The sequence below is a fragment of the Shewanella sp. AS16 genome (assembly GCF_021412365.1).
Classification (GTDB): domain Bacteria; phylum Pseudomonadota; class Gammaproteobacteria; order Enterobacterales; family Shewanellaceae; genus Shewanella; species Shewanella salipaludis.
Genome location: NZ_JAKCLK010000015.1, coordinates 23,071 through 46,263, shown reverse-complemented (window position 1 = coordinate 46,263; position 23,193 = coordinate 23,071). Strand labels below are relative to the sequence as shown.

Genomic DNA, 23,193 nt, shown 5'->3' with positions numbered 1-23,193 from the left:
CACCACCTGATCCCATCCCGAACTCAGAAGTGAAACGCAATCGCGCCGATGGTAGTGTGGGGTCTCCCCATGTGAGAGTAGGTCATTTCCAGGCGCCTAATTTTCTCGAAAGAGAAGCGATAAATCCTCAGCACACTGTGTTGGGGATTTTTTCGTTTAACGGCTTTTGAAATGCTCATGATCTTTCCCCTGAATTAGTACCCGTCATCCCGTGCAATAGCTGCATTCCTGACGTTAAGCGGTTACAATAGCGCTTTCTGACTATTTTTTGTGCCCATGCCGTTAAATTCTTCTCATTCCCTGCTCTCGCTAAATACGCTCGGACTGGCTCAGTCCTGTGCCGAGCTTCATCCTGTGCATTCTACTGCCGAGTTAACCGCGACTTGCTTATCGTTACTCGAGCGGGGCTTGCCATTCTTGATTTTGGGCGGCGGCAGTAATCTGGTGTTCACCGAGGACTTCGATGGTGCCGTGGTGCAGGTGTTGTCCAAAGGCATAGAGGTGACTCAGGATGCGGGGCATTATTTCCTCCAGGTGCAGGCGGGTGAAAGCTGGCATGAACTTGTGTCTTACTCGCTGCAGCAAGGCATAGCTGGCCTGGAAAATTTAGCCTTGATCCCTGGGACCGTCGGGGCGGCGCCTATCCAGAACATTGGTGCCTATGGCCTGGAGTTGTGTGACATATGCGACTGGGTCGAATACCTGGATTTCAGCGATGGGCAGATTAAGCGTCTTACGGCAGCCGAATGTGAGTTCGGCTATCGAGACTCGATATTCAAGGGACGTTTGAGAGACAAGGCCGCCATTACCTCGGTTGGCTTGCGTTTGTCTAAGGATTGGCAGCCTAGGTTGAGTTATGGTCCCCTGCAGGAATTTGATTGTGAGCGTGTCACGCCGCAACAGATATTTGAGCGTGTATGCGAGGTGAGGCGTGAGAAGCTGCCTGACCCTGCAGCGCTGGGGAATGTCGGTAGTTTTTTCAAGAATCCGATAATCAGTGCCGCGACTTACCATGCTCTGGTACAGACTCATTGCCGGATAGTGGCCTATGCCCAGGATGATGGCCGGATAAAGCTGGCTGCCGGCTGGTTGATCGAGGCCGCAGGACTCAAGGGCTACAGACGTGGCGCGGCGGCGGTGCATGATAAGCAAGCCTTGGTGCTGGTTAACTTAGGCGGCGCCAAGGGGGATGACATCTGTCAGTTAGCTTTGGATGTGATAGCGCGGGTGCGAGCAGAGTTCGGTTTGTTATTGGAACCTGAACCGAGAATTATGGGACGTCACGGTGAGAGGATGCTGACTCATGTCGGATAACTGGAATAGAAAGAGAGCCATCTTGAGCCTGCTCAATGCAGGTGACTTCGTTTCGGGTGAGGCATTGGCCGATGCCCTGGGGATCTCCCGGGCGGCGATTAGCAAGCACATAGATACGCTGGAGACCTATGGCGTCGAGATCTATAGCGTCAAGGGCAAGGGTTATAAGTTGGCTACCCCTGTGTTTCTGATCGATGAGCCTCGACTGTTACAGGCCATAGACAATCGCTGTTTCTATTTCGATGAAACCAGCAGTACCAATGCCTTTCTCCTGAGTCATGCCAAGGAATTGAAAAGTGGTGATATTTGTATCGCCGAATATCAGTCGGCGGGACGTGGTCGCCGTGGCCGAACTTGGGTATCACCCTATGGCAATCACCTCTATTGCTCGCTGTTTTGGGGCTTCTCCCAGGGGATGGCACAGGCCATGGGTCTGAGCCTGGTAGTGGCCTGTTCCTTGGTGAAGGTGCTGCAAGAGCTTGGAGTACCGGAACTGGGGGTCAAATGGCCCAACGATATCTACCTGGAACATAAGAAACTGGCCGGGGTATTGATAGAGATGAGCGGCCAGGCCGACAGCGAATGTCAGCTGATCATCGGCATAGGCCTGAATATGGCGATGTCGGATAACCAAGCGCTGGCCATAGAGCAACCCTGGAACGATCTGTCCCATTTAGCATCGATGCCGGATAAGACTGAGCTGGCGATCAAATTACAACAACAGCTGAAACGTGATTTGCAGTTGTTCGAGCGCGAAGGCTTGCCGGCCTTCATGTCTCGCTGGCAGGCGGTCGATCTGTTCGACGGCCGGCCGGTGAGGTTATTGATGGGAAGCAATGAGATCCAAGGCATTTGCCGCGGTATCGATGAGCAAGGGTCATTGTTGCTGGAAACAGATACCGGGCTGCAAGCTTATGTCGGCGGGGAAATTAGCCTAAGGCCAAATTGAAGCCCATGCGCCTATTTGCGCAATAGCACCTGATCCATCAGATGGTCCTGGCCTTTTTGCAGGATCAGGTGGGCCCGCTCTCGCGTGGGCTGGATGTTCAATTGCAAGTTAGGCCCATTGATGGTATCCCAGATATTGGCGGCTATCTGCTTGGCTTCCTCGTCCGTCAGTGTCGCATAATGGTGAAAATATGAGGACTTATCGCTGAACGTCCCTTGCCTGAATTGCAGGAACCTGTCGATATACCATTGCTTCAGCAGAGGCTCATCGGCATCGACATAGATGGAGAAATCGACAAAGTCAGACACGAAGGGGCTGCGGATATCGACGGGCGCATCCAGTCCTGTCTGCAATACATTCAAGCCTTCGAGAATGAGTATGTCGGGCTGACAGACCAGCTGCTGCTCTTCGAGTCTGTCATAGGTCACATGGGAGTAGAGCGGTGCCGCTACCCGAGATTTCCCCGCTTTCACCGCCGAGATAAATTCCACCAGTAACTTCATATCATAGCTTTCGGGAAACCCTTTGCGCTGCAGCAAGCCTTTACGCTTGAGATCTGCTAATGGGTACAGAAATCCATCTGTGGTGACCAGATCAACCTTGGGATGCTCAGGCCAATGACTGAGCAGGGCTTGAAGGATACGGGCCGTGGTGCTCTTGCCGACGGCAACACTGCCGGCGATGCTGATGATATAGGGGCTGTTTGAAGGCTTCTGACCCAGAAACTCATCCAGCACTAAGCCGCGCTGCTGCTTGGTGCCTACGATCAGGTTCAGCAACCTGCTAAGCGGCAGGTAAATATCCGTGACTTCCGCCAGCGAGATTTTCTCGTTGATCCCCCTGAGGTTCGCCAGATCGGCTTCACTCAAAGTCAAAGGCACCGCCTCCCTCAACTGTGCCCATTCCTGGCGTTGAAAGGCTAAGTAGAGGGCTTTCTGGATTGAGTTATAAGATGTCATTGGCTTTCCTCACCTTGGGGAAGGCACAGTACACTATGAAATTATCGTGAACAATAGTAAATACAGTTTAGACAGTTGCTTAAAAGCCGGCGATTGCGTTTTGGCACGGGGTTTGGCTCTGGCTCAGGGTCTTTGAGGATAAAAAATCACCGTTTGAGACTTTTTTTAGCTAATTTATAGTTTTTCGCTTGCACTCATGGTCACATTTACCTAATATCCCGTTCCGAAATGATGCGCCGGCATAGCTCAGTTGGTAGAGCAACTGACTTGTAATCAGTAGGTCCCGAGTTCGACTCTTGGTGCCGGCACCATTTTTCTGGAGGGGTTCCCGAGTGGCCAAAGGGATCAGACTGTAAATCTGACGGCTCAGCCTTCGAAGGTTCGAATCCTTCTCCCTCCACCATTTTTTCTAGGTAGTTAGGTAGCCTTAGTTAGGTTGCGCGGGCATCGTATAATGGTATTACTCCAGCCTTCCAAGCTGATAACGCGGGTTCGATTCCCGCTGCCCGCTCCAAATTTGTTGCTGATATGGCTCAGTTGGTAGAGCACACCCTTGGTAAGGGTGAGGTCGGCAGTTCGAATCTGCCTATCAGCACCAGCCTTTCTTAAAAGCACCTACGCCTAATTTAATCGGTTCGATGACATTTTATGCATCGGATTTTTTCTATATGCAGGTTTTCATCACCAAGACTCTTGGATTGAGGCACTACCATGGCAAAAGCTAAATTTGAACGTAACAAACCCCACGTAAACGTGGGCACCATCGGTCACGTTGACCATGGTAAAACCACTCTGACTGCTGCTATCTCTGCAGTTCTGGCTAAGACTTATGGTGGCGAAGTGAAAAACTTTGCTCAAATCGATAACGCTCCAGAAGAGCGTGAGCGCGGTATTACCATCAATACCTCTCACATCGAATATGATACACCTACTCGTCACTACGCCCACGTAGACTGCCCAGGCCATGCTGACTATGTTAAAAACATGATCACCGGTGCTGCCCAGATGGACGGCGCAATCCTGGTTGTTGCTTCTACAGACGGCCCAATGCCACAGACTCGTGAGCACATCCTGCTTTCTCGTCAGGTTGGCGTACCTTTCATCATCGTGTTCATGAACAAGTGTGACATGGTTGATGACGAAGAGCTGCTGGAACTGGTTGAAATGGAAGTTCGTGAACTTCTGTCTGAATACGACTTCCCAGGTGATGACTTACCAGTCATCCAAGGTTCTGCTCTGAAAGCGCTGGAAGGCGAGCCAGAGTGGGAAGCTAAGATCATCGAACTGGCAGAAGCCCTGGATACTTATATCCCAGAGCCAGAGCGTGACATCGATAAGCCATTCCTGCTGCCAATCGAAGACGTATTCTCAATTTCAGGCCGTGGTACAGTAGTTACCGGTCGTGTTGAGCGCGGTATCGTTAAAGTAGGTGACGAAGTTGAAATCGTTGGTATCCGTGATACCACCAAGACAACTTGTACCGGTGTAGAAATGTTCCGTAAGCTGCTTGACGAAGGTCGTGCCGGTGAGAACTGTGGTGTTCTGTTGCGTGGTACTAAGCGTGATGACGTAGAACGTGGTCAAGTACTGGCCAAGCCAGGTTCAATCAACCCACACACCACTTTTGAATCAGAAGTTTACGTTCTGTCAAAAGAAGAAGGTGGCCGTCACACGCCATTCTTCAAAGGCTACCGTCCACAGTTCTACTTCCGTACAACTGACGTAACAGGTACTATCGAACTGCCAGAAGGCGTAGAGATGGTAATGCCAGGCGACAACATCAAGATGGTTGTTACCCTGATCTGTCCAATCGCGATGGACGAAGGTTTACGCTTCGCAATCCGTGAAGGTGGCCGTACAGTTGGTGCTGGTGTAGTAGCAAGCATCGTAGCTTAATCGTCAGATTGAGTGATTGAAAAAGGAAGCTTCGGCTTCCTTTTTTGTTTGAGGCGGATTTTTATCGTGGATCTCGGCCCGAATCCACGGGTGTTCTTGCTTACAAAGCTGAATCAGAATACAATCTATGGCCGATTTTTGACCCTGGGCTTATGCGTTTCGAGGGTGAGTTCGGAAATGCAGGTTTGGAGAAATAGTCTTTCCGGTATCTTATACTGGAATGACACCAAGCTCTAAGCTCAGGTCGTATTGAGTAACGGAATCAACCGATGACAACAAATACTGAAAACCAGGGTAGTTCTCTGGATATGGTGAAGTGGGGCATAGCGATCATACTGCTGGCCGCTGCTGTTATTGGCAATCAACTTTATAGCGAAGCTAGCGTTTTGGTACGTGCTGTTGGCGTTATTGTTGCATTCGCTATCGCTGGATTTATTGCTCTGCAGACTGAAAAGGGTAAGAAGGCGTTGGCTTTCGCCCGTGAGTCACACATTGAAGTGCGTAAAGTTGTATGGCCAACCCGCCAAGAAGCGCTTAACACCACTTTTATTGTCCTTGCCGCAACCGGTATTCTGGCCTTGATCCTTTGGGGTATGGATGCTGTGTTAGTGCGAATTGTCAATTTTATTACTGGCGTATAGGCACCTCGAATGACTGAAGCTAAAGAAGCGAAAAAAAGATGGTATGTGGTTCAAGCATTCTCTGGCTATGAAGGCCGGGTATGTAAGTCCCTGATCGAACATATCAAGATGCACGGTATGGAAGAACACTTCGGTGAGATCTTGGTTCCGACCGAAGAAGTGGTTGAAATGCGTGCCGGTCAACGTCGTAAGAGTGAGCGTAAATTCTTTCCTGGCTATGTGCTAGTCCAGATGGAAATGAACGACGACAGCTGGCACTTGGTAAAGAGCATCCCTCGCGTGATGGGCTTTATCGGTGGCACTTCGGATCGTCCTGCGCCGATTTCAGACAAAGAAGCCGATGCTATTTTGCGTCGTCTGCAAGAAACTACCGAGTCACCGACTCACAGAACCATGTTCGAGCCGGGTGAAGTGGTACGTGTGTGTGATGGTCCGTTCGCCGACTTTAACGGTACAGTTGAAGAAGTGGATTATGACAAGAGCCGCGTGAAGGTCTCTGTGATGATCTTCGGTCGCTCCACGCCGGTTGAGCTGGACTTTAGTCAGGTCGAAAAGGGCTGATTAAATAAACTACAAAATCCGTTTGGCAACGGGTGCGGATTTTTATATAATCCGCACCCGTTGTTTTCGGGGGAGCATATCGGCATGTCGTTGATACGCGTTTGAACCCAAACTGAGGAAATGTCAGATGGCAAAGAAGATTGATGCTTATATTAAGCTGCAAGTAAAATCCGGTTCTGCGAACCCTTCACCACCAGTTGGTCCAGCTCTGGGTCAGAAAGGTGTGAACATCATGGAATTCTGTAAAGCGTTTAACGCCCGCACAGAAAAAATGGAAAAAGGCATGCCTATTCCAGTCGTGATCACTGTTTACAGTGACCGTTCATTCACTTTCGAAACCAAGACGCCACCGGCTTCTTACTTACTGAAGACTGCTGCAGGCCTGAAATCAGGTTCTTCACGTCCTAACACTCAGAAAGTAGGCACTATCGCTCGTAGCAAGGTTCAGGAAATTGCTGAACTGAAAGCGGCCGATATGACTGGTGCTGACATTGAAGCGATGACTCGCTCAATCGAAGGTACTGCGCGTTCAATGGGTTTGGTTGTAGAGGATTAATATAATGGCAAAGCTAACTAAACGCATGCGCGTAATCCGCGAAAAAGTTGACGGTACTAAGAGCTATGACATCAACGAAGCCGTTGCTTTGTTGAAAGAGCTGGCTACTGCCAAGTTCGTTGAAAGTGTTGACGTCGCGGTAAACCTGGGCATCGACCCACGTAAATCAGACCAAAACGTTCGTGGCGCGACTGTGCTGCCACACGGTACAGGTCGTGACGTACGCGTTGCCGTCTTTACCCAAGGTGCCAACGCTGAAGCTGCTAAAGCTGCAGGCGCTGAGCTGGTAGGTATGGAAGATCTGGCTGAGCAAGTTAAAGCCGGTGAAATGAACTTCGACGTAGTTATCGCATCTCCAGATGCAATGCGCGTTGTTGGTATGTTAGGTCAAATCTTGGGCCCTCGTGGTTTAATGCCTAACCCTAAAACTGGTACTGTGACGCCAAACGTTGCAGAAGCAGTTAAGAATGCCAAGGCTGGTCAAGTTCGTTACCGCAACGACAAGAACGGTATTATCCACACTACTATCGGTAAAGTGGATTTCACACCAGTTCAGCTGAAAGAAAACCTGGAAGCGTTGGTGTCAGCACTGAAAAAGGCCAAGCCTGCAGTTGCTAAAGGCGTTTACGTTAAGAAAGTCAGCATCTCTACCACTATGGGTGCAGGTGTTGCTGTCGACCAGGCTACTCTGGATGCAGCTAACTAATTTTACAAGGCACGCGTATTAGTCTATAATGCGCGCACTTTGTGGGTTGAAGCCTGCTTTTAGAGCACAGTAGTGTGATGAAAGACAGGCTTCCGTCCAAGACCGCAGGTGTTTTCCTAACGGTTTACTTAATTCCCTGCGTAGACGGTGTCAGGCCCCAGCTAAATTTTTTTACTGGATAATCTGCACCGTAAGTCACTAAATACATACGTATTTAGTATGGTAAATACTAGGGAATACCCTAGGTAGAATCCAGGAGTAAAGCCAATGGCATTAAGACTCGAAGACAAAAAAGCGATTGTTGCTGAAGTCAACGAAGCTGCCAAAGGTGCGCTATCTGCAGTTGCCGCTGATTCACGCGGTGTGACTGTAGGTGCTATGACCGGTCTGCGTAAAAAAGCGCGCGAGAATGGTGTTTATGTACGTGTAGTACGTAACACACTGGCTCGTCGTGCTGTTGAAGGTACAGCTTTTGAGTGCCTAGCAGAAACGTTCACTGGCCCAACTTTGATTGCTTTCTCTCAAGAGCACCCAGGTGCTGCAGCACGTCTGTTAAAAGACTTTGCTAAAGAGCAAGCCGAGTTCGAAGTTAAAGGCGCAGCCTTTGAAGGGAATTTCATCCCTGCAGCTGAAATTGATCGTTTGGCGAAACTGCCAACATACGAAGAAGCACTGGCACAGTTGATGATGACTATGAAAGAAGCATCTGCTGGCAAGTTCGTTCGTACACTGGCCGCCCTGCGCGATCAAAAACAAGAAGCCGCTTAATTTCAAGCTGGCTGCTTAATAAAATTGAATTCAGAACAATAGGAAACATTTGTTATGTCTATCACTAAAGACCAAATCTTAGAAGCCTTTGCAGCTATGTCTGTAATGGAAGTTGTTGAACTGATCGAAGCAATGGAAGAGAAGTTCGGCGTTTCTGCCGCTGCTGCTGTTGTTTCTGGTGGTGGCGAAGGCGCTGCTGCTGTTGAAGAGAAAACAGAATTCGACGTAGTTATGACTTCTCACGGCGACAACAAAGTTGCAGTAATTAAAGCCGTTCGCGGTGCAACTGGTTTAGGCCTGAAAGAAGCTAAAGCTATGGCTGAAGCTGCTCCAGTAGCTGTTAAAGAAGGCGTTTCTAAAGAAGAAGCCGAAGCAGTTGCTAAAGATCTGACAGAAGCTGGTGCTACTGTAGAAATCAAGTAAGCTATATTTTAGCTTGCTCACTCAAGCAATTGAGTGAAGGCTGGCGGTTTTTTAACCGTCGGCCTTTTTTGCGCTATATGCGCAGGCGATTTTTTTTCACCGTTTGTCGCCAGATTTAGCAGTCCCTAGCAGAGATTACTGGTTAGGTTCTTGCCATCAACGGTGATGGGCAAACGTGCTGAGTTAACATTCAATGTTGGTTCAGTCTTGGTCACATCTCGTAAGCAGAGGAAACCCATGGTTTACTCCTATTCTGAAAAGAAGCGTATTCGCAAAGACTTTGGTAAGCGTCCAAAGGTATTGGACATTCCTTATCTATTGTCTATTCAGTTAGACTCTTTTAAGAAGTTCACCGATCAAGATCCTACCGGTGAGCGTGGCCTAGAGGCCGCTTTCCGTAGCGTTTTTCCCATCAAGAGCTTTTCTGGTTACTCTGAGCTGCAATATGTCAGCTACAAACTAGGCGAGCCAGTATTTGATGTGAAAGAGTGCCAAATTCGTGGTGTTACTTATTCGGCACCATTGCGCGTAAAATTACGCATGGTGCTCTTTGACCGTGAAGCTGCAGCTGGCACAGTTAAAGACATTAAAGAACAAGAAGTCTATATGGGGGATATCCCTCTGATGACTGACAACGGTACCTTCGTTATCAATGGTACCGAGCGTGTTATCGTGTCCCAGTTACACCGTTCTCCCGGTGTATTCTTCGATCACGACCGTGGTAAGACCCACTCTTCAGGTAAGGTGCTGTATAACGCACGTATCATTCCTTACCGTGGTTCATGGTTGGATTTCGAATTCGACCCGAAAGATGCCTTATTCGTACGTATCGACCGTCGCCGTAAGTTGCCTGCGACCATCATACTGCGTGCGTTAGAGTATTCGACTCAAGAAATTCTGGATCTGTTCTTCGAACGCGTTGAATTCAAGATCAAGAAAGATACCCTGGTGATGGCGCTGACGCCTGATCGTCTGCGTGGCGAAACCGCCAGCTATGACATCAAGGATGCCGAAGGTACTCTGCTGGTTGAAGCCGGTCGTCGTATCACTGCACGTCATATCCGTCAGCTGGAAAAAACCAACACCACTGAACTGGAAGTTCCGGTTGAGTATATCGTTGGTAAATATGCGGCTCAGGATTACATAGACCCGGATACCGGTGAAGTTCTGGTTTCTGCCAACAGTGAAATCAGCCTGGAAGACCTGGCTAAACTGTCACTGGCCGGCATTAAAGAAATCGGCACTCTGTACATCAACGAGCTGGATCACGGTGCCTATATCTCTGACACCCTGCGCATAGATTCAACCACCAACCGCTTGGAAGCGCTGGTTGAAATCTATCGCATGATGCGTCCTGGCGAGCCACCAACCAAAGATGCGGCCGAAGCCCTGTTCCAGAACTTGTTCTTCAGCGAAGAGCGTTATGACCTGTCTAAAGTGGGTCGTATGAAGTTCAATCGTCGTCTGAGCATAGATGATGAAGTCGGTACAGGCGTGTTGTCTAAAGAAGACATAGTTGCGGTAATGAAGAACATCATTCATATCCGTAATGGTTTCGACGAAGTCGATGACATAGATCACTTGGGCAACCGTCGTATTCGTAGCGTCGGTGAAATGGCCGAGAACCAATTCCGCGTCGGTCTGGTGCGTGTTGAACGCGCCGTGCGCGAGCGTCTGTCTTTGGGCGATCTGAACGAGCTGATGCCACAAGACCTGATCAACGCCAAGCCAATTTCTGCGGCAGTGAAAGAGTTCTTCGGTTCTTCTCAGCTGTCACAGTTTATGGATCAGAACAACCCGCTGTCGGAAGTGACCCACAAGCGTCGTATTTCTGCGCTTGGCCCAGGTGGTTTGACCCGTGAGCGCGCCGGCTTCGAAGTCCGCGACGTACACCCGACTCACTATGGTCGTCTGTGTCCAATCGAGACTCCTGAAGGTCCAAACATTGGTCTGATCAACTCGCTGGCAAGCTTTGCCCGTACCAACTCATACGGCTTCCTGGAAACCCCTTACCGCAAGGTAGTGGATGGCGTCATCACCGACGAGGTTGAATATCTGTCGGCGATCGAAGAAGGTCGTTATGTGATCGCCCAGGCGAACATCGAAGTCGATGCCAATGGTCGCATGGTTGAAGAACAGATCGCCTGTCGTCATAAGGGTGAATCTACCTTTATGCGCGCCGCCGACATTCAATACATGGACGTTTCGCCACAACAGATCATTTCTGTTGCTGCGTCACTGATCCCCTTCCTCGAGCACGACGATGCTAACCGCGCCTTGATGGGTGCGAACATGCAACGTCAGGCCGTACCGACATTGCGCTCTGAGAAGCCGCTGGTAGGTACAGGTATTGAGCGTACTCTGGCTGTGGATTCCGGTGTGGTTGTGGCTGCCAAACGTGGTGGTTTTGTCGATTATGTCGATGCCAGCCGTATCGTGGTTAAAGTCAATGAAGATGAGCTGCGTCCAGGCGAAGCCGGTATCGACATTTACAACCTGACCAAGTACACACGTTCGAACCAAAACACCTGTATCAACCAACGTCCTTGCTGTTCCGTTGGTGATCCTGTGGTACGCGGTGACGTGTTGGCCGACGGTCCTTCAACCGACTTGGGTGACTTGGCCCTTGGGCAGAACATGCGTATCGCGTTCATGCCTTGGAACGGTTACAACTTCGAAGATTCGATCTTGATTTCCGAGCGTGTCGCTCAGGAAGACAGATTCACTACTATCCACATTCAGGAGCTGTCTTGTATCGCTCGTGATACCAAGTTGGGTAGCGAAGAAATCACCGCCGACATTCCCAACGTAGGTGAGTCTGCGCTGTCGAAACTCGACGAGTCAGGTATCGTTTACATAGGTGCCGAAGTCAAAGGCGGCGACATTCTGGTCGGTAAGGTAACACCTAAGGGTGAAACCCAGCTGACACCGGAAGAGAAGTTGTTGCGTGCCATCTTCGGTGAAAAAGCATCAGACGTTAAAGACAGCTCGCTGCGGGTACCTAACTCTGTTAAAGGTACCATCATCGACGTCCAGGTATTTACCCGTGACGGCGTTGAGAAAGACAAGCGTGCCGTTGAAATCGAAGAGATGCACATAGCCCAAGCTCGTAAAGACTTAGGCGAAGAGTTCAAGATCCTTGAAGAAGGTGTCTTGGGACGTGCCCGTAACCTGTTGCTGAGCGCTGGCTACAGTGAAGCACAAATTGCTGATCTGCCACGTAAAGACGTACTGGTTCAGGTTATCGACGACGAAGCCAAACAGACTGAACTCGAGCAGTTGGCCGAACAGCACGAAGAGCTGAAAGCCGACTTCGATAAGAAGTTCGAGATCAAACGCCGCAAGATCACCCAGGGTGATGACTTGGCGCCGGGCGTACTCAAGATCGTTAAGGTTTACCTGGCGGTTAAGCGTACCATCCAACCTGGTGACAAGATGGCGGGTCGTCACGGTAACAAGGGTGTTATCTCTAAGATTTGCCCAATCGAAGACATGCCATACGACGAGCAGGGTAACCCAGTGGATATCGTCTTGAACCCACTCGGCGTACCATCACGTATGAACATAGGTCAGGTTCTCGAAGTCCATATGGGCGCTGCGGCCAAAGGCATAGGTAACAGGATTACCGCCATGCTGGAAGAGCAACGTGAACTGGCCGAACTGCGTGGTTACATCAAGCAAGTGTATGAATTAGGTGACGAAGTGCAACAGCGCGTCGATATCGATTCATTCACGGATGATGAAGTCGTTCGTCTTGCCACCCATCTGAAGAGCGGTCTGCCTATTGCGACTCCGGCTTTCGATGGTGCCAAAGAGAAAGAGATCAAGCAGATGCTTGAACTTGCAGGCTTGCCAGTTTCTGGCCAGTTGAAGCTGTTTGATGGTCGTACCGGTAACGAATTTGAGCGTCAGGTAACTGTTGGTTACATGTACATGCTCAAACTGAACCACTTGGTTGATGACAAGATGCACGCCCGTTCCACCGGTTCGTACAGCTTGGTTACTCAGCAGCCTCTGGGCGGTAAAGCTCAGTTCGGTGGTCAGCGTTTCGGTGAGATGGAAGTGTGGGCACTGGAAGCTTATGGTGCCGCTTATACGCTTCAAGAAATGCTCACTGTGAAGTCGGATGACGTTAACGGTCGTACTCAGATGTATAAGAACATCGTCGACGGTAACCATCAGATGCAACCAGGCATGCCAGAGTCCTTCAACGTATTGCTGAAGGAGATCCGTTCACTCGGTATTAATATCGAGTTGGATCAAGAATAAGCTTAGCCTTATGGCAATGTGTGGTTAACGAATTGGTGCTCCGCGAGAGCGGGGCACCAGGTTCAACTCCTTCAGGAGAGAAACGTGAAAGACTTATTAAAGTTTCTGAAACAGCAAAGCAAGACTGAAGAATTCAATGGTATCAAGATTGGCCTGGCGTCACCTGATCTCATTCGTTCTTGGTCATTTGGTGAAGTTAAGAAGCCAGAAACCATCAACTACCGTACCTTCAAGCCCGAGCGCGAAGGTCTGTTCTGTGCGCGTATCTTTGGCCCGGTCAAAGATTACGAATGTTTGTGCGGTAAGTACAAGCGTCTGAAGCACCGCGGTGTGATCTGTGAGAAGTGTGGCGTCGAAGTCACCCAGACCAAGGTGCGCCGTGAGCGTATGGGTCATATCGAACTGGCGAGCCCAGTTGCCCACATCTGGTTCTTGAAATCACTGCCGTCCCGTATCGGTTTGATGCTGGATATGACGCTGCGTGACATAGAACGCGTACTCTATTTCGAATCTTTTGTCGTGATCGAAGCTGGCATGACCAGCCTGGAACGCGGCCAGATGCTGACAGAAGAAACCTATCTGGATGCGCTGGAAGAGTATGGTGATGAGTTCGAAGCCAAGATGGGTGCCGAAGCGGTGCTCGAATTGCTGCGCGCCATAGATCTCGAAAAAGAAATCGAACAGATGCGTGAAGAGCTGCCATCGATCAACTCAGAGACACGTCGCAAGAAAGTGACCAAGCGTCTCAAGCTGATGGAAGCCTTCTATACTTCCGGCAACAAGCCGGAGTGGATGATCCTCAAAGTGCTGCCCGTGTTGCCACCTGACTTGCGTCCGCTGGTACCGCTGGACGGTGGCCGTTTCGCGACCTCAGATCTGAACGATCTGTATCGCCGCGTGATCAACCGTAACAACCGTTTGAAGCGCCTGCTGGATTTGGCTGCACCTGACATTATCGTACGCAACGAAAAGCGTATGCTGCAAGAGTCGGTCGATGCCCTGCTGGACAACGGTCGTCGCGGTCGTGCCATCACAGGCTCCAACAAGCGTCCGCTGAAATCTTTGGCCGATATGATCAAAGGTAAGCAAGGTCGTTTCCGTCAGAACTTGCTCGGTAAGCGTGTTGACTACTCTGGCCGTTCGGTGATTACCGTAGGTCCGACACTGCGTCTGCATCAATGTGGTCTGCCTAAGAAGATGGCACTCGAGCTGTTCAAGCCCTTCATCTATGGCAAGCTGGAAGGTCGTGGTTTAGCCACTACCATCAAGGCCGCCAAGAAGATGGTCGAGCGTGAAGTGGCGGAAGTATGGGACGTACTGGATGAAGTGATCCGCGAACATCCTGTCATGCTCAACCGTGCACCAACACTGCATAGACTCGGTATCCAGGCGTTCGAGCCGGTCCTGATCGAAGGTAAAGCGATCCAGTTACACCCACTGGTGTGTGCGGCCTACAACGCCGACTTCGACGGCGACCAAATGGCGGTACACGTACCTTTGACCCTGGAAGCCCAGCTCGAAGCCCGTGCCCTGATGATGTCTACCAACAACATCCTGTCACCCGCCAACGGCGAGCCAGTCATCACCCCGTCTCAAGACGTGGTATTGGGTCTGTACTACACCAGTCGTGAGCGCATCAACGGCCGCGGTGAAGGCATGTCATTCATGTCTGTTGCCGAAGTCGAGAAAGCCTATGCAACCGGCGCCGCCGAACTGCATGCCCGCGTTAAGGTACGTATTACCGAAACCATCATTGCAGACAATGGTGATCGCAGCGAAGCCCGTCGTATCGTAGATACCACTGTCGGCCGTGCACTGCTGTCGCAAATTCTGCCGGCAGGTTTGTCCTACGATCTGGTTAACCAGAACATGGGCAAGAAGCAGATCTCCAAGCTGTTGAACACCTGCTATCGTCAATTGGGTCTGAAAGATACCGTTATCTTCGCTGACCAACTGATGTACACAGGTTTCCGTTTCGCGACTATCTCAGGTGCCTCTGTCGGTATTGACGACATGGTGATCCCGGATGAGAAGTACACCTTGGTTGCCGATGCCGAAGCTGAAGTACTGGAAATCCAGGAACAGTTCCAATCTGGCTTGGTTACCGCAGGTGAGCGTTACAACAAGGTCATCGATATCTGGGCCAGTGCCAACGAGAAAGTCTCTAAGGCCATGATGGAAAACCTGTCGACCGAGACAGTGATTAACCGTGATGGTGTCGAAGAGAAGCAAGCCTCGTTTAACAGCATCTACATGATGGCCGACTCGGGCGCTCGTGGTAGTGCCGCCCAGATACGTCAGTTGGCAGGTATGCGTGGTCTGATGGCGAAACCAGATGGTTCCATCATTGAAACCCCCATCGTGGCCAACTTCCGTGAAGGTCTGAACGTACTTCAGTACTTCATCTCAACCCACGGTGCGCGTAAAGGTCTGGCCGATACCGCATTGAAGACAGCGAACTCGGGTTACCTGACACGTCGTCTGGTTGACGTGGCACAAGATTTGGTCGTTATCGAAGACGATTGTGGCACCTTCGAAGGTCTGACAATGAAACCGCTGATCGAAGGTGGTGATGTTGTTGAGCCGCTGCGCGAGCGTGTACTGGGTCGTGTGGTTGCCCTGGATGTTTACTACCCAGGTAGTGAAGAAATTCTGGCACCGCGCAATACCCTGCTCGATGAAGCCTGGTGTGACAAGTTGGAAGAGCACTCGATCGACGAAGTCATAGTACGTTCGGTGATCAGCTGTGATACCGATTTCGGTGTCTGTGCCGCCTGTTACGGTCGTGACTTGGCCCGTGGCCACATCATCAACCACGGCGAAGCCATAGGTGTTGTTGCTGCTCAGTCAATCGGTGAGCCAGGAACACAGCTGACGATGCGTACCTTCCACATCGGTGGTGCGGCATCGAGAGCCTCTGCAGAAAACAACGTTCAGGTGAAAAACGCCGGTACCTTGAAGCTGCATAACGCCAAGCATGTTACCAACAGCGACGGTAAGCTGGTTATCGTTTCTCGTTCTTCCGAGCTGGCCATCATAGATGAGCTGGGTCGTGAGAAAGAGCGTTATAAGGTGCCTTACGGTACTGTGCTCGAGAAGCTGGAAGACACAGGGCTCGAAGCCGGTGATATCATAGCTAACTGGGATCCCCATACCCACCCGATCATTTCTGAAGTGGCGGGTAGTATCAAGTTCGTTGACATGATTGACGGTGTCACCATGACACGTCAAACAGACGAACTGACGGGTCTGTCATCTATCGTGATCCTCGATGTAGGTCAGCGTGGTTCGGCGGGTAAAGAAATGCGCCCAATGATACGTCTGGTTGGCACCGATGGGTCTGACCTGATGATCCCTGGTACCGACGTGACTGCACAGTACTTCCTGCCTGGTAACGCTATCGTTAACTTGGAAGATAATGCGGCCATTAACGTGGGTGACGCCTTGGCTCGTATTCCACAGGAATCGTCCAAGACACGCGACATCACGGGTGGTCTGCCACGGGTAGCCGACTTGTTCGAAGCGCGTAAGCCGAAAGAGCCTGCTATTCTGGCCGAGATCTCGGGTACCATCTCCTTTGGTAAAGAGACCAAGGGCAAGCGTCGTCTGGTGATCACCCCTGCCGAAGGCGGTGAACACTACGAAGAGATGATCCCTAAGTGGCGTAACCTGAACGTGTTCGAAGGTGAAAAAGTCGAACGTGGTGAAGTTATTGCCGACGGTCCGGAAGCGGCACATGACATCCTGCGTCTGCGCGGCATTCATAACGTAGCTAACTACATAGTGAATGAAGTACAGGACGTATACCGTCTGCAGGGCGTGAAGATCAACGATAAGCATATCGAAGTGATCATCCGTCAGATGCTGCGTAAGTGCCTGATCACCTCTGGTGGTGACACCGAGTTCCTTGAAGGTGAGCAAGTCGAAGTGTCGCGCGTCAAGATCGCAAACCGTGAGTTGGTTGCCGCCGGCAAGACGCCTGCGACCTTCGAACGTGAACTGCTGGGTATTACCAAGGCATCTCTGGCGACAGAGTCCTTCATCTCAGCCGCCTCGTTCCAGGAAACCACACGCGTACTGACCGAAGCCGCCGTAGGTGGTAAGAGCGATCAGCTGCGTGGTCTGAAAGAGAACGTCATCGTTGGCCGTCTGATCCCAGCCGGTACAGGTTACGCTTATCACAAGACCCGCAACGAAGCGCGCGCCCAAGCCGCAGAGCCTGCGGAGGCACCTAAGATTACTGCCAGCGAAGCCGAACAGAATCTGGCCGATCTCTTAAACCTCGCGGGAAGCCAGGAATAAGTCATAAGTTTGTTATAAAAAGGCGCCCATGGCGCCTTTTTTATTGTAAAACGCGGCAAAAGTTGGCTATTTCTTGACAGTCGGCCTTTACCTTTCTAAAATTCCGCGTCCCACCCTTGTGGGATATAGATTTTTCACACCTTATCGTTGAGTTTGATTCAACTGACTCGGAGCTATACATGGCAACTGTAAACCAGTTGGTACGTAAGCCACGCTCGCCAAAAGTCGAAAAGACTAATGTGCCAGCGTTGAATGCGTGCCCGCAAAAGCGTGGTGTTTGTACACGTGTGTACACAACTACCCCTAAAAAACCTAACTCTGCACTACGTAAAGTAGCTCGTGTGCGCCTGACCAACGGTTTCGAAGTAACTTCGTACATCGGCGGTGAAGGTCACAACCTGCAGGAACACAGTGTAATCCTCATCCGTGGTGGTCGTGTTAAAGACTTACCAGGTGTGCGTTATCACACTGTTCGTGGCGCACTGGACTGTGCCGGCGTGACTACACGTCGCCAAGGTCGTTCTAAGTACGGTGCTAAGCGTCCTAAGTCTTAACGTATCCGTTAAGTAAGGCCAAGCTAGTTTTATTTTGAGAATTCCAGTTTTGGAAGTCCCTGAAGCATACGGAGAATTGTTATGCCAAGACGTCGCGTTGTAGGACAACGTAAAATCCTACCTGATCCAAAGTTTCACAGTGAGTTGCTGGCTAAGTTCATCAACGTCATTATGCAGGACGGCAAAAAGTCGACTGCAGAAAAAATTATCTACAAGGCATTAGATGTTGTCGCTGAAAAGAAAAGCGAAGCACATCTGACTATCCTTGAAGCAGCCCTGGACAACGTTCGCCCATCAGTCGAGGTTAAATCTCGTCGTGTTGGTGGTTCTACGTACCAGGTACCATGTGAAGTTCGTCCTGTGCGTCGTAACGCACTGGCGATGCGCTGGTTGGTTGAAGCTGCTCGTAAGCGTGGTGAAAAATCTATGGCTTTACGTCTGGCAGGTGAAATGCTGGATGCGTCTGAAAACAAAGGTACTGCTGTTAAGAAGCGTGAAGACGTGCATCGCATGGCTGAAGCTAACAAAGCCTTTGCTCATTACCGCTGGTAATTTGATGGTGTGGGCCTAGGCCCACACCATTGTTGATATTGCTAAGACTCCCGTCTTAGTCGAGAGGGTATAATCGTGGCTCGTACAACCCCAATTGAGCGTTATCGTAATATCGGTATCTGTGCTCATGTTGACGCAGGCAAAACCACAACAACGGAACGTGTTCTGTTCTATACCGGTCTGTCTCATAAAATCGGTGAAGTGCATGACGGCGCCGCTACTACCGACTGGATGGTACAGGAGCAAGAGCGTGGTATTACTATCACCTCGGCTGCGGTAACTACCTTCTGGCATGGTATGGATGCCCAGTTTGCGCAACACAGGATCAATATCATCGATACCCCTGGTCACGTTGACTTCACTATTGAAGTCGAACGTTCTTTGCGTGTGCTCGATGGTGCGGTAGTCGTTTTTTGTGGTTCATCCGGTGTTGAACCTCAATCTGAAACGGTATGGCGCCAAGCTGACAAATACCACGTTCCACGCATGGTATTCGTCAACAAAATGGACCGCGCAGGTGCAGACTTTGAACGCGTAGTGAACCAGATCCGTACCCGCCTGGGAGCGACTTGTGTACCTATTCAATTGAATATCGGGGCAGAAGAACACTTCAGAGGTGTGGTCGATTTGATTAAGATGAAGGCCATCAACTGGACCGAAGCGGACCAGGGAATGACCTTCACTTATGAAGATATTCCTGCAGATTTAGCGGATAAAGCCGCCGAGATGCATGAGTATCTGCTTGAAGCTGCCGCCGAGGCCTCCGAAGAGCTGATGGATAAATACCTTGAAGAAGGTACCCTGTCGGAAGAAGAGATCAAGAAGGCGCTGCGTCAACGTACCATAAATAACGAAATCGTGCTGGCAACCTGTGGTTCTGCATTCAAGAACAAGGGTGTGCAGGCGGTTCTCGATGCTGTGATTGAATACTTGCCCGCTCCTATCGACGTGCCCGCAATTAAGGGTATCGGTGAGAATGAGCAGGAAGTCGAATGTCACGCAGATGACAATGAGCCGTTTGCGGCATTGGCATTTAAGATTGCAACCGACCCATTCGTCGGTACTCTGACCTTTATCCGCGTCTATTCGGGCGTACTTGAGTCAGGTTCAGGGGTTTACAATTCTGTTAAACAGAAGCGTGAACGTATCGGTCGTATCGTGCAGATGCACGCTAATGACAGAACCGAACTGAAAGAAGTGCGTGCCGGAGATATTGCCGCCGCTATCGGTCTGAAAGATGTAACTACGGGTGACACTCTTTGCGACAATGATCACCGAGTGATCTTGGAGCGAATGGAGTTCCCTGAGCCAGTAATTACCATTGCCGTCGAGCCTAAGTCGAAAGCCGATCAGGATAAGATGGGGATTGCCCTGCAGAAACTTGCTGCAGAAGATCCTTCTTTCCGGGTTGAGACCGACGAAGAATCGGGTCAGACACTGATTTCCGGTATGGGTGAACTACACTTAGACATTATCGTCGACCGTATGCGTCGCGAATTTAGTGTCGAGTGTAACGTAGGTAAACCTCAGGTAGCCTACCGTGAAACCATACGTGAATCTGTGGAAGTTGAAGGTAAGTTCGTTCGCCAATCCGGTGGCCGTGGACAATTCGGTCATGTTTGGTTAAAACTGGAGCCTCGCGAAGAGGGCGCCGGTTACGAATTTGTCAATGAAATCGTTGGCGGTGTCGTTCCTCGCGAATACATCCCGGCGGTTGACAAAGGTATCCAGGAACAGATGAAAAACGGCGTGCTCGCCGGCTTCCCTGTGCTGGACGTGAAGGTCACTCTGTTCGATGGTTCATATCATGATGTGGACTCGAATGAAATGGCGTTCAAAATTGCAGGTTCTATGGGCTTCAAAAAGGGTGCGTTACTCGCTAACCCTGCGTTGCTCGAACCTTGCATGAAAGTAGAGGTAACTACTCCTGAAGACTATATGGGTGACGTGGTTGGTGATTTAAACCGTCGTCGCGGTCTGATAGAAGGTATGGATGATGGCATCGGTGGTATCAAGCTGGTCCATGCGGTAGTACCCCTGTCTGAAATGTTTGGTTATGCAACTGATTTGCGTTCTGCAACCCAGGGGCGTGCTTCATACTCCATGGAGTTTTTGAAGTACTCTGATGCACCGCAAAACATTGCGAAAGCGATTATTGAATCTCGTAGCTAATTTCCAGTTACGGCATAAATGTTATATAGTCCGATTTCGGTCGGACTCTTCTGAAAAGAAAGGAATATATCGTGGCAAAAGCTAAATTTGAACGTAATAAGCCTCACGTAAACGTGGGCACCATCGGTCACGTTGACCATGGTAAAACCACTCTGACTGCTGCTATCTCTGCAGTTCTGGCTAAGACTTATGGTGGCGAAGTGAAAAACTTTGCTCAAATCGATAACGCTCCAGAAGAGCGTGAGCGCGGTATTACCATCAATACCTCTCACATCGAATACGATACACCTACTCGTCACTACGCCCACGTAGACTGCCCAGGCCATGCTGACTATGTTAAAAACATGATCACCGGTGCTGCCCAGATGGACGGCGCAATCCTGGTTGTTGCTTCTACAGACGGCCCAATGCCACAGACTCGTGAGCACATCCTGCTTTCTCGTCAGGTTGGCGTACCTTTCATCATCGTATTCATGAACAAGTGTGACATGGTTGATGACGAAGAGCTGCTGGAACTGGTTGAAATGGAAGTTCGTGAACTTCTGTCTGAATACGACTTCCCAGGTGATGACTTACCAGTCATCCAAGGTTCTGCTCTGAAAGCGCTGGAAGGCGAGCCAGAGTGGGAAGCTAAGATCATCGAACTGGCAGAAGCCCTGGATACTTATATCCCAGAGCCAGAGCGTGACATCGATAAGCCATTCCTGCTGCCAATCGAAGACGTATTCTCAATTTCAGGCCGTGGTACAGTAGTTACCGGTCGTGTTGAGCGCGGTATCGTTAAAGTAGGTGACGAAGTTGAAATCGTTGGTATCCGTGATACCACCAAGACAACTTGTACCGGCGTAGAAATGTTCCGTAAGCTGCTTGACGAAGGTCGTGCCGGTGAGAACTGTGGTGTTCTGTTGCGTGGTACTAAGCGTGATGACGTAGAACGTGGTCAAGTACTGGCCAAGCCAGGTTCAATCAACCCACACACCACTTTTGAATCAGAAGTTTATGTTCTGTCAAAAGAAGAAGGTGGCCGTCACACGCCATTCTTCAAAGGCTACCGTCCACAGTTCTACTTCCGTACAACTGACGTAACAGGTACTATCGAACTGCCAGAAGGCGTAGAGATGGTAATGCCAGGCGACAACATCAAGATGGTTGTTACCCTGATCTGTCCAATCGCGATGGACGAAGGTTTACGCTTCGCAATCCGTGAAGGTGGCCGTACAGTTGGTGCTGGTGTAGTAGCAAGCATCGTAGCTTAATCGTCAGATTGAGTGATTGAAAAAGGAAGCTTCGGCTTCCTTTTTTTATTTTGGGCTTGGCGTGACAGGTAAATATCTGTAGAATGCTGGCCACTTTAGGTAACCAGTCACTTTGCTGACTATTTACTCAGTGGGCTTGATCTCGCGATAGAGATCTGTATAATGGCCCCCTCGTCGACCTAGGTTGACGAATATAAATGATTAGTCGATTAAGTTAATCATTATCACAGCGACTCCGATTGGGAGTCGAACGGTTAAATCATCTCGCTCTGCTTTTCCAATAGGGAAGAAGCTAGAGGGTGATTTTTTATGTGTCCATTTTAGGAGCTCTGGTCAATGCAGAACCAAAGAATCCGTATCCGCTTAAAAGGATTTGATCATCGTTTGATTGATCAGTCTACTGCGGAAATCGTTGAAACTGCTAAGCGTACAGGCGCTCAGGTACGTGGTCCAATTCCACTGCCTACGCGCAAAGAGCGTTATACCGTTTTGATCTCTCCGCACGTTAATAAAGATGCTCGTGACCAGTACGAAATTCGTACTCACAAGCGCCTGGTTGACATCGTAGAGCCAACTGAAAAGACTGTAGACGCTCTGATGCGTTTAGATCTTGCGGCTGGTGTCGACGTACAGATTAGCTTGGGTTAATTGAGATCCTTAGAAGAGGTTTGAGAGATGGCTATCGGTCTTATTGGTCGTAAAGTTGGTATGACTCGCATCTTCACTGAAGATGGTGTTTCAATACCTGTAACAGTAATTGAAGTTGCTGGCAACCGTGTTACCCAAGTGAAAACTTTGGAAACTGACGGCTACCGCGCACTTCAAGTTACTACTGGTACCAAAAAAGCCAATCGCATCACTAAGCCAGAAGCAGGTCACTTTGCCAAGGGCGGCGTAGAAGCCGGTCGTGGTTTGTGGGAAATGCGTTTGGTAGACGGTGAAGGCGAGGGCATTGAAGTTGGTGCTGAGCTGAATGTTGATATCTTCGCTGATGTAGCGAAAGTTGATGTTACTGGTCAGTCTAAAGGTAAGGGCTTCCAAGGCGGCGTTAAGCGTTGGAACTTCCGTACTCAAGACATGACTCACGGTAACTCATTGGCGCACCGCTCGAATGGTTCTATCGGTCAGAACCAAACGCCAGGTCGCGTATTCAAAGGCAAGAAAATGTCAGGCCACATGGGTGCCGAGCGTGTTACTACTCAAAATCTGGACGTTGTACGTGTAGATGTTGAACGTAACCTGCTACTGGTTAAAGGTGCTGTTCCGGGCGCAACTAATGGCGACCTGATCATCAAGCCTGCAGTTAAAGCTTAAG

The 23,193-nt window shown here is 50.0% G+C and carries 18 protein-coding genes, 4 tRNA genes and 1 rRNA gene; 22 read left to right on the top strand and 1 reads right to left on the bottom strand.

Going from position 1 to position 23,193, the window contains the following annotated elements; translation table 11 throughout:
• From rrf to birA, 3 genes are all read left to right on the top strand, one after another.
• A 5S ribosomal RNA gene (gene rrf / locus LZP73_RS18750) occupies positions 1–94 on the top strand; the annotation flags it as partial.
• Between the two features lie 182 nt (positions 95–276).
• The gene (murB, locus tag LZP73_RS18745) at positions 277–1,314 is read left to right on the top strand and encodes a UDP-N-acetylmuramate dehydrogenase (protein WP_234236427.1); all 1,038 of its coding nucleotides are present in this window, start codon (positions 277–279) and stop codon (positions 1,312–1,314) included.
• Complete coding sequence (gene birA, locus LZP73_RS18740; RefSeq protein WP_234236426.1) at positions 1,304–2,263, top strand: bifunctional biotin--[acetyl-CoA-carboxylase] ligase/biotin operon repressor BirA; 960 nt, start codon at positions 1,304–1,306, stop codon at positions 2,261–2,263. The genes murB and birA overlap by 11 nt, the downstream gene beginning before the upstream one ends.
• An 11-nt stretch (positions 2,264–2,274) precedes the next feature.
• Here birA and coaA read toward each other — a convergent pair whose 3' ends face one another.
• Positions 2,275–3,222, bottom strand: a complete 948-nt coding sequence (coaA, locus tag LZP73_RS18735; protein WP_234236425.1) for a type I pantothenate kinase — start codon at positions 3,220–3,222, stop codon at positions 2,275–2,277.
• A gap of 235 nt (positions 3,223–3,457) precedes the next feature.
• Here coaA and LZP73_RS18730 point away from each other — a divergent pair.
• The 19 genes from LZP73_RS18730 to rplC all read left to right on the top strand — a co-directional run bounded on the left by LZP73_RS18730 (position 3,458) and on the right by rplC (position 23,192).
• Positions 3,458–3,533 (top strand) — tRNA-Thr (locus tag LZP73_RS18730).
• A gap of 7 nt (positions 3,534–3,540) precedes the next feature.
• A tRNA-Tyr gene (locus LZP73_RS18725) sits at positions 3,541–3,625 on the top strand.
• A 37-nt stretch (positions 3,626–3,662) separates the two neighbouring features.
• A tRNA-Gly gene (locus tag LZP73_RS18720) sits at positions 3,663–3,736 on the top strand.
• 8 nt (positions 3,737–3,744) lie between these two features.
• A tRNA-Thr gene (locus LZP73_RS18715) sits at positions 3,745–3,820 on the top strand.
• Positions 3,821–3,933: 113 nt separating this feature from the next.
• Positions 3,934–5,118, top strand: a complete 1,185-nt coding sequence (gene tuf, locus LZP73_RS18710) for an elongation factor Tu (RefSeq protein WP_234236415.1) — start codon at positions 3,934–3,936, stop codon at positions 5,116–5,118.
• Between the two features lie 269 nt (positions 5,119–5,387).
• The gene (gene secE / locus LZP73_RS18705) at positions 5,388–5,759 is read left to right on the top strand and encodes a preprotein translocase subunit SecE (RefSeq protein ID WP_234236424.1); all 372 of its coding nucleotides are present in this window, start codon (positions 5,388–5,390) and stop codon (positions 5,757–5,759) included.
• A gap of 9 nt (positions 5,760–5,768) precedes the next feature.
• Positions 5,769–6,320, top strand: coding sequence for a transcription termination/antitermination protein NusG (nusG, locus tag LZP73_RS18700; RefSeq protein ID WP_234236423.1), 552 nt, complete (start codon positions 5,769–5,771; stop codon positions 6,318–6,320).
• Between the two features lie 127 nt (positions 6,321–6,447).
• Positions 6,448–6,876: a 50S ribosomal protein L11 gene (gene rplK, locus LZP73_RS18695; protein ID WP_234236422.1), complete on the top strand. Its 429-nt coding sequence runs from the start codon at positions 6,448–6,450 to the stop codon at positions 6,874–6,876.
• Between the two features lie 4 nt (positions 6,877–6,880).
• Entirely contained in the window at positions 6,881–7,582 is a 702-nt protein-coding gene (gene rplA, locus LZP73_RS18690) for a 50S ribosomal protein L1 (protein WP_234236421.1), read from the top strand.
• Between the two features lie 267 nt (positions 7,583–7,849).
• Positions 7,850–8,350: a 50S ribosomal protein L10 gene (rplJ, locus tag LZP73_RS18685; protein ID WP_234236420.1), complete on the top strand. Its 501-nt coding sequence runs from the start codon at positions 7,850–7,852 to the stop codon at positions 8,348–8,350.
• A gap of 54 nt (positions 8,351–8,404) precedes the next feature.
• Entirely contained in the window at positions 8,405–8,773 is a 369-nt protein-coding gene (gene rplL, locus LZP73_RS18680) for a 50S ribosomal protein L7/L12 (protein WP_234236419.1), read from the top strand.
• A 237-nt stretch (positions 8,774–9,010) separates the two neighbouring features.
• Entirely contained in the window at positions 9,011–13,042 is a 4,032-nt protein-coding gene (gene rpoB / locus LZP73_RS18675; protein WP_234236418.1) for a DNA-directed RNA polymerase subunit beta, read from the top strand.
• Between the two features lie 84 nt (positions 13,043–13,126).
• On the top strand, positions 13,127–17,344 hold the full coding sequence (gene rpoC / locus LZP73_RS18670) for a DNA-directed RNA polymerase subunit beta' (RefSeq protein WP_234236417.1): 4,218 nt from the start codon (positions 13,127–13,129) through the stop codon (positions 17,342–17,344).
• 179 nt (positions 17,345–17,523) lie between these two features.
• On the top strand, positions 17,524–17,898 hold the full coding sequence (gene rpsL / locus LZP73_RS18665; RefSeq protein WP_169565868.1) for a 30S ribosomal protein S12: 375 nt from the start codon (positions 17,524–17,526) through the stop codon (positions 17,896–17,898).
• Between the two features lie 81 nt (positions 17,899–17,979).
• Positions 17,980–18,450, top strand: a complete 471-nt coding sequence (gene rpsG / locus LZP73_RS18660; RefSeq protein WP_076502219.1) for a 30S ribosomal protein S7 — start codon at positions 17,980–17,982, stop codon at positions 18,448–18,450.
• Positions 18,451–18,525: 75 nt separating this feature from the next.
• On the top strand, positions 18,526–20,622 hold the full coding sequence (fusA, locus tag LZP73_RS18655) for an elongation factor G (RefSeq protein ID WP_234236416.1): 2,097 nt from the start codon (positions 18,526–18,528) through the stop codon (positions 20,620–20,622).
• Positions 20,623–20,693: 71 nt separating this feature from the next.
• Positions 20,694–21,878 (top strand): elongation factor Tu, encoded by a 1,185-nt coding sequence (gene tuf, locus LZP73_RS18650; protein WP_234236415.1) that lies wholly within the window; start codon positions 20,694–20,696, stop codon positions 21,876–21,878.
• 336 nt (positions 21,879–22,214) lie between these two features.
• A complete protein-coding gene (gene rpsJ, locus LZP73_RS18645) occupies positions 22,215–22,526 on the top strand; it encodes a 30S ribosomal protein S10 (protein WP_011635639.1) in 312 nt (103 codons plus the stop codon).
• A gap of 27 nt (positions 22,527–22,553) precedes the next feature.
• Positions 22,554–23,192 carry a 50S ribosomal protein L3 gene (gene rplC / locus LZP73_RS18640; RefSeq protein WP_169565871.1) on the top strand — a complete coding sequence of 213 codons (639 nt, stop codon included), beginning with the start codon at positions 22,554–22,556 and terminating at the stop codon, positions 23,190–23,192.
• Position 23,193: the final 1 nt, after the last annotated feature.

What these genes read in the sequence shown, in the direction of transcription:
- rplL (WP_234236419.1), top strand. Translation starts at nt 8,405, where the DNA reads ATGTCTATCACTAAAGACCAAATCTTAGAAGCCTTTGCAGCTATGTCT.
- rpsJ (WP_011635639.1), top strand. Translation starts at nt 22,215, where the DNA reads ATGCAGAACCAAAGAATCCGTATCCGCTTAAAAGGATTTGATCATCGT.
- secE (WP_234236424.1), top strand. Translation starts at nt 5,388, where the DNA reads ATGACAACAAATACTGAAAACCAGGGTAGTTCTCTGGATATGGTGAAG.
- coaA (WP_234236425.1), bottom strand. Translation starts at nt 3,222, where the DNA reads ATGACATCTTATAACTCAATCCAGAAAGCCCTCTACTTAGCCTTTCAA.
- birA (WP_234236426.1), top strand. Translation starts at nt 1,304, where the DNA reads ATGTCGGATAACTGGAATAGAAAGAGAGCCATCTTGAGCCTGCTCAAT.
- nusG (WP_234236423.1), top strand. Translation starts at nt 5,769, where the DNA reads ATGACTGAAGCTAAAGAAGCGAAAAAAAGATGGTATGTGGTTCAAGCA.
- tuf (WP_234236415.1), top strand. Translation starts at nt 3,934, where the DNA reads ATGGCAAAAGCTAAATTTGAACGTAACAAACCCCACGTAAACGTGGGC.
- rpoB (WP_234236418.1), top strand. Translation starts at nt 9,011, where the DNA reads ATGGTTTACTCCTATTCTGAAAAGAAGCGTATTCGCAAAGACTTTGGT.
- rplC (WP_169565871.1), top strand. Translation starts at nt 22,554, where the DNA reads ATGGCTATCGGTCTTATTGGTCGTAAAGTTGGTATGACTCGCATCTTC.
- rplK (WP_234236422.1), top strand. Translation starts at nt 6,448, where the DNA reads ATGGCAAAGAAGATTGATGCTTATATTAAGCTGCAAGTAAAATCCGGT.
- rplA (WP_234236421.1), top strand. Translation starts at nt 6,881, where the DNA reads ATGGCAAAGCTAACTAAACGCATGCGCGTAATCCGCGAAAAAGTTGAC.
- rpsG (WP_076502219.1), top strand. Translation starts at nt 17,980, where the DNA reads ATGCCAAGACGTCGCGTTGTAGGACAACGTAAAATCCTACCTGATCCA.
- rpsL (WP_169565868.1), top strand. Translation starts at nt 17,524, where the DNA reads ATGGCAACTGTAAACCAGTTGGTACGTAAGCCACGCTCGCCAAAAGTC.
- rplJ (WP_234236420.1), top strand. Translation starts at nt 7,850, where the DNA reads ATGGCATTAAGACTCGAAGACAAAAAAGCGATTGTTGCTGAAGTCAAC.
- murB (WP_234236427.1), top strand. Translation starts at nt 277, where the DNA reads ATGCCGTTAAATTCTTCTCATTCCCTGCTCTCGCTAAATACGCTCGGA.